Here is a 4,442-nt window from a genome sequence, read left to right on the forward strand (position 1 = left end):
AGCCGAAGCCTATATCCTGACCAAGGATGAAGGTGGTCGTCACACGCCGTTCTTCGCCAACTACCGTCCTCAGTTCTACTTCCGGACTACTGACGTCACCGGCACCGTGACCCTGCCCGAAGGCACCGAAATGGTTATGCCTGGCGACAACCTGAAGTTCGACGTTGAACTGATCGCCCCCATCGCGATGGAAGCCGGTCTGCGCTTCGCCATCCGCGAAGGCGGCCGCACCGTTGGTGCCGGCGTCGTTTCCAAAATCACCGAGTAAGGTCGAAGCCCAGCTTGCTGGGGTTCTGGCCGGTGGTGACAGGGTATTCGCGCCAAGGCGCGAATGTCCCGAAAACCACACAGGTGAAGTCTACAAAAGGGCGCCCCCAGGGGCGCCCTTTTTGCATTGCTACCGCAGCAGGTGGGAGGCACCATAGGGAGCAGGAACAGGACATAGACGGTTCCCGAGGGAAGACTAAATGCCGGTTTTAAAATTTCTGTTCTGGATTCTGGTGGGGTGGCAAGGCGCCCTGGTGATCTGGCTGTTCAAACGTGTGCCATGGTGGGCCTTCTTTTTTCTGGCCTATTTCCTGCTAAGGCTCATGGGGCCAGAGTACGCAAAATACCAAATTGCGATGGAGAATGTCGTCGCTGATACCGATCCCCCACGCGCGCCGCTTGTTTTGGTCGAAGACTTTGATGCCAGTCGGGATCTTGGTCCGATGAATGAAATTTTGGTTCAGGCCAGATGGTCCGAGGACCTGCCCGCCATCGCTTTTGATGGGGTATCCGTTATGGACTTCACAGTGTTCCCACTGTTGTCCACCGCCGAGGATCGGATTGCGGGGCTCGCCTTTGCCGGAAAGAGCGAGCGCGAGCAGCTGTTGCATCTGGTTCGCGCAGGTTTAGAGGCAGGGACGCAGCTGCCGCTGCATGGGCGCTATGACAACGTGCCTTTTACCGACCAGCGCGTGCAAAAGGAGTTACAGCGCTATCGCAGCAGGTTCAATCGCTTGGGTTACGAGATTGGGGAGCATCTGGTCCTCATCAGCCCCTATCTGGACGGGCGTCGCGCAGAATTGGTGCGGGCAGCGGAAGCCAATAGATTCTGGGCGCGTGTGTTGATGGTCCTGGCGGGCCTCAGCCTTGTCTTTGGCACTGTAAAGCTTGTGCAAAAGCGCCGATCTGCCGCGGGCAAGATCAGCATTGGTAGCTCTTGAAGTCGAACCTCTTAGGTTGAGGCTAAGGGGGGCTTCCTGAGGTTGCTCTGCTATCTTGGTTCGGGGGGGCGCCCGACTGCGCGGTCGGCTTGATCGGTGATCTCATCCAGCGCGGCTTGCAAGCTGAGCCGCAGGGCCTCGGCCTCGTCCTCGTTGGGCTTTTTCGGCACCGGGTCGGTCCATTCCTGGCAGATCAGCACGCCGCGCGAAAAGGGCAGGGGCAACATCTGTTTGTCCCAGGTGGGCATTTTCAGCACCCGGCGTTCGGCAAAGGCGACGGTAAAGACCCGGCAGCCGGTCATCCGCGCCCAGGTGATGGGAACCCCAGAGCTGACACGCGCAGGGCCACGGGGGCCATCTGCGGCAATGCCGATGGCGCAGCCCTCTTTGGTACGGCGCAGCACTTCGCGAGACAGGGCAACATGGCGTTTGTGGCTCGACATCGGGATGGTTTCAAACCCCAGGCGCACCAGGATCTGCCCGGCCAACCGCCCGGCGCGTGCTGCGGATGTCAGGGCGCAGATGCGGCCCAAAGAGGTGTCAAAGATAAAGGGCGCCATAATCAACCGCTGATGCCAAAGTACAAAAATCACCGGCGCGCCGCTGGCCACAGCCGCATCCATGTCTTCACAGCCAGAGCGCTGCCAGCGCGATGTCTGGAAGGCAAAGCTGACATAGCGGGCAAAGAGCCCTTCAATCATCCGATTGAAACGAGGGCTGTCGGCAATTTTCTTTCGTAGGCTCAAAAGTCGATCCCTTTTTCGACTGTCATAGAATACTGAACCGGCAAGAGCCAGTCTGGTTGCGCGTTGGGGCAAAAAGCCAAGGGTTTCTGCTGATTTCCCTCTTGCGAGTCAGCGAGAGGTGGCTTAGGAACACCGGCACTGCAGGGGTATAGCTCAGTTGGTAGAGCGACGGTCTCCAAAACCGTAGGTCTCGGGTTCGAACCCTGATGCCCCTGCCAGTAAAATCAATCACTTATCATTACTCTAGGCAGACTGACTCTGATCGGTTGGGGCTTTAGTTGGGGATCTTTGTCTTTTTGTCATGGCGCTCCAGCTTCATGATCGCAGATTCTGCGAGTTGTGTATTGCGGCTCAAGTAGTGCGCATCCAAAATTGCTCCGACATCTTTCAGGCTGTGGCCGGTGATTGTCGCAATTTCTGGAACTTCACACCCTGCAATTGCTAGCCGTGTGACCGCAGTGCCCCTCAGGTCGTGAAATGTTAGGCCAGAGATCTTCGCCTTCGCCAGCGTTTTGCGCCATGACGCACTGAACCCATGCGATGTCCACGAGGTGCCCCTTGATGTTGTCAGGATCGTCGTGGCGGTCCGCCTCTTTGCTTCCTTGTCCAGAACAGATCGAAGGGTGGAAGCCACGGGAATGACCACACGGCGTTGTGTTTTGCTTTGGATTAGGCGGATATGGGTTCCATCGTAGGCATCCCAAGGCAGGCGCAATAGGTCGCCTTGTCGCTGGCCGGTCCAGGCCGCCATTAAATAGGCCATCTGAATTCGTGCGGGGGCGATTGCAAGTAACGCGCTTTCGTCTGCTTGGGTCCAGATGCGTTCAGCACGTCCAGATCGGTACAGCTTTCCGGGTTTCTCACAGGGGTTTGCGTCGGTCAGACCCCGGTCATAGGCCCAAGCGAGAATAGAGGCAAAAGTGGCAAACACATAGTCTGCCTGCCGCCTCGACGTTGTAGCCATTGTGTCTCGCCATTCGAGGAACGCCGCGCGAGCGCGGCGATCAGCAAGGGCGGAGATCGGAAAATCTCCAAAGGCTGTTTCAATCTTTCGAATGTGAGAGCAGTAGTCTTTCTTTGTGCGCTCCGCGAGGCCTCCCCATTTCGGGGTGTCCTGGTAGCGGTTTAATAGCGATTGGATGGTGTCCGACCTAGATTCGGCCTTTTGGCCAATGGCTTTGTTGTAAGCTTCGATGAATTCTGGGTCGCCAGGTTTCCCTGGGAGACGCGGTCCACCTTTCCAAGCATAGTAGTAGGTAACGCTCTTGCCGTTTGCGAGGCGTTTGGTGATTTGGTTAGTACCTTTGAGTTTCACTCTCATTGCGGTTGGCTTTCCACTTGTCGAATGGGGAATCCGCAACGGGTTCGGATTCCGGTAAAATGCGGACCGTTCCTGCAGCCGTCACAATCTCTACTATGGCATTTGGATCGGCAGAGCGGGCAGCGGTGACAAATCGTTTGATCTGGGCAGCGCTAAAGTTTTGTTGTTTACCCATGTCCGCTCTCTGGCTGTACCGCTGTATATTCTTGTTTGGTGGCATGACGGCCCCACTGATCTGCCATGGCATTGGCAATGCCTGGGAATGTCTTGCTGCGGATCTGCCAGCGCAGTTCGCCCGGTGGGGCGCGGTGGATGGCGGACCAGCGTTTGTGGGTCTCTGTGCCTTTCTCAGGCGGTGTCAGCTTGTTTGTGGGGGTGAGCTTGGGCAACCCGCGCAGGTAAAGCCCTGTAGCCTTGAAGGCGGGCTCCCCAAACCACCAGGGCTGCACATGTTGGGCAGCGGGCTGAAAGTTCTCGATCCGCTGTTTTGCGTGTTTGTGCATCACCGGATTTTCCACCGCGACGCGCGCGATCGGTGCATTCCAGCAGGCAGAAAACAGCGCGGCGCCTTCATCGAGGTCTGCCCACATCTCTGCGAGGCTGCGTCCTTTTGGGGGCTGGTGCAGCCAGCGTACGCCGCTGTTGCACAGCCGGGTGCAGGGCGGGTGCATCACGGCCAGCAGATCCCAGCCCATACCCAGCACCTCGCGCACATCGCATTGCATGTGACGGTTGCTGCGATCTTGCGCGGGCAACAGATCACAGGACCAGGCGTCATGGCCGCGCTCAAGGAATGCCCGGCGCACCGCGCCGCTGGTTTCGCAGCCGATCAGAACTTTTAGCTGTTTCATTGTGGTCCTAGTCTTTTCCTGCGGCACGTCGCATGCGGCGGATACTGCGCCGCATGATGCCGGCGCGTTCTTCACGCATGGCTGCAAGCGCCAGTTCTTTACGCAAGATCCGGCTGTGAAGGCGCGCAAGGCGTTCAAATTCTTCCGGGGTGGCGTGATGCATCCAGGGCGCGCCGAGGCCGAACGGCTTTTCTTGGCGAGGGGCTGGCATCTCTGCCTGTACAGCAGCAGCAAGTGCACGGACGAAATCAGTCGGGGCGTGTTTCATGGTCATTTACCCATGCTTTCTGGGGGCTTGGATGCGGCCAGACCAAAT

6 protein-coding genes, 1 tRNA gene and 1 pseudogene are annotated in these 4,442 nt (G+C 57.9%); 3 read left to right on the top strand and 5 right to left on the bottom strand.

Translation table 11 applies throughout. From position 1 onward, the window contains the following. Positions 1-268, top strand: a pseudogene (tuf, locus tag QZ268_RS08985) (elongation factor Tu); the annotation flags it as partial. A gap of 199 nt (positions 269-467) precedes the next feature. Next, complete coding sequence (locus QZ268_RS08990) at positions 468-1,208, top strand: hypothetical protein (RefSeq protein WP_295451243.1); 741 nt, start codon at positions 468-470, stop codon at positions 1,206-1,208. A 50-nt stretch (positions 1,209-1,258) separates the two neighbouring features. Here QZ268_RS08990 and QZ268_RS08995 read toward each other — a convergent pair whose 3' ends face one another. Next, on the bottom strand, positions 1,259-1,954 hold the full coding sequence (locus QZ268_RS08995; protein WP_295451245.1) for a DUF374 domain-containing protein: 696 nt from the start codon (positions 1,952-1,954) through the stop codon (positions 1,259-1,261). 142 nt (positions 1,955-2,096) lie between these two features. On the opposite strand from QZ268_RS08995, the gene QZ268_RS09000 reads away from it, so the two are divergent. Then, a tRNA-Trp gene (locus tag QZ268_RS09000) sits at positions 2,097-2,172 on the top strand. Positions 2,173-2,228: 56 nt separating this feature from the next. On the opposite strand, the gene QZ268_RS09005 is transcribed toward QZ268_RS09000, so the two are convergent. From QZ268_RS09005 to QZ268_RS09020, 4 genes are read right to left on the bottom strand one after another with little or no spacing between them, the layout of a single operon-like run. Beyond that, a complete protein-coding gene (locus tag QZ268_RS09005; protein WP_295451249.1) occupies positions 2,229-3,275 on the bottom strand; it encodes a site-specific integrase in 1,047 nt (348 codons plus the stop codon). After that, positions 3,250-3,450, bottom strand: coding sequence for a hypothetical protein (locus QZ268_RS09010; RefSeq protein ID WP_154665428.1), 201 nt, complete (start codon positions 3,448-3,450; stop codon positions 3,250-3,252). Before QZ268_RS09010 ends, QZ268_RS09005 begins: the two co-directional genes overlap by 26 nt. Continuing rightward, positions 3,443-4,126 (bottom strand): hypothetical protein, encoded by a 684-nt coding sequence (locus tag QZ268_RS09015; RefSeq protein ID WP_295451253.1) that lies wholly within the window; start codon positions 4,124-4,126, stop codon positions 3,443-3,445. Before QZ268_RS09015 ends, QZ268_RS09010 begins: the two co-directional genes overlap by 8 nt. Positions 4,127-4,133: 7 nt before the next feature. Continuing rightward, the gene (locus tag QZ268_RS09020; RefSeq protein WP_295451256.1) at positions 4,134-4,394 is read right to left on the bottom strand and encodes a hypothetical protein; all 261 of its coding nucleotides are present in this window, start codon (positions 4,392-4,394) and stop codon (positions 4,134-4,136) included. Positions 4,395-4,442 lie beyond the last annotated feature (48 nt).

Origin of the sequence: uncultured Pseudophaeobacter sp. (assembly GCA_905479575.1) — a bacterium.
Taxonomy (GTDB): domain Bacteria; phylum Pseudomonadota; class Alphaproteobacteria; order Rhodobacterales; family Rhodobacteraceae; genus Pseudophaeobacter.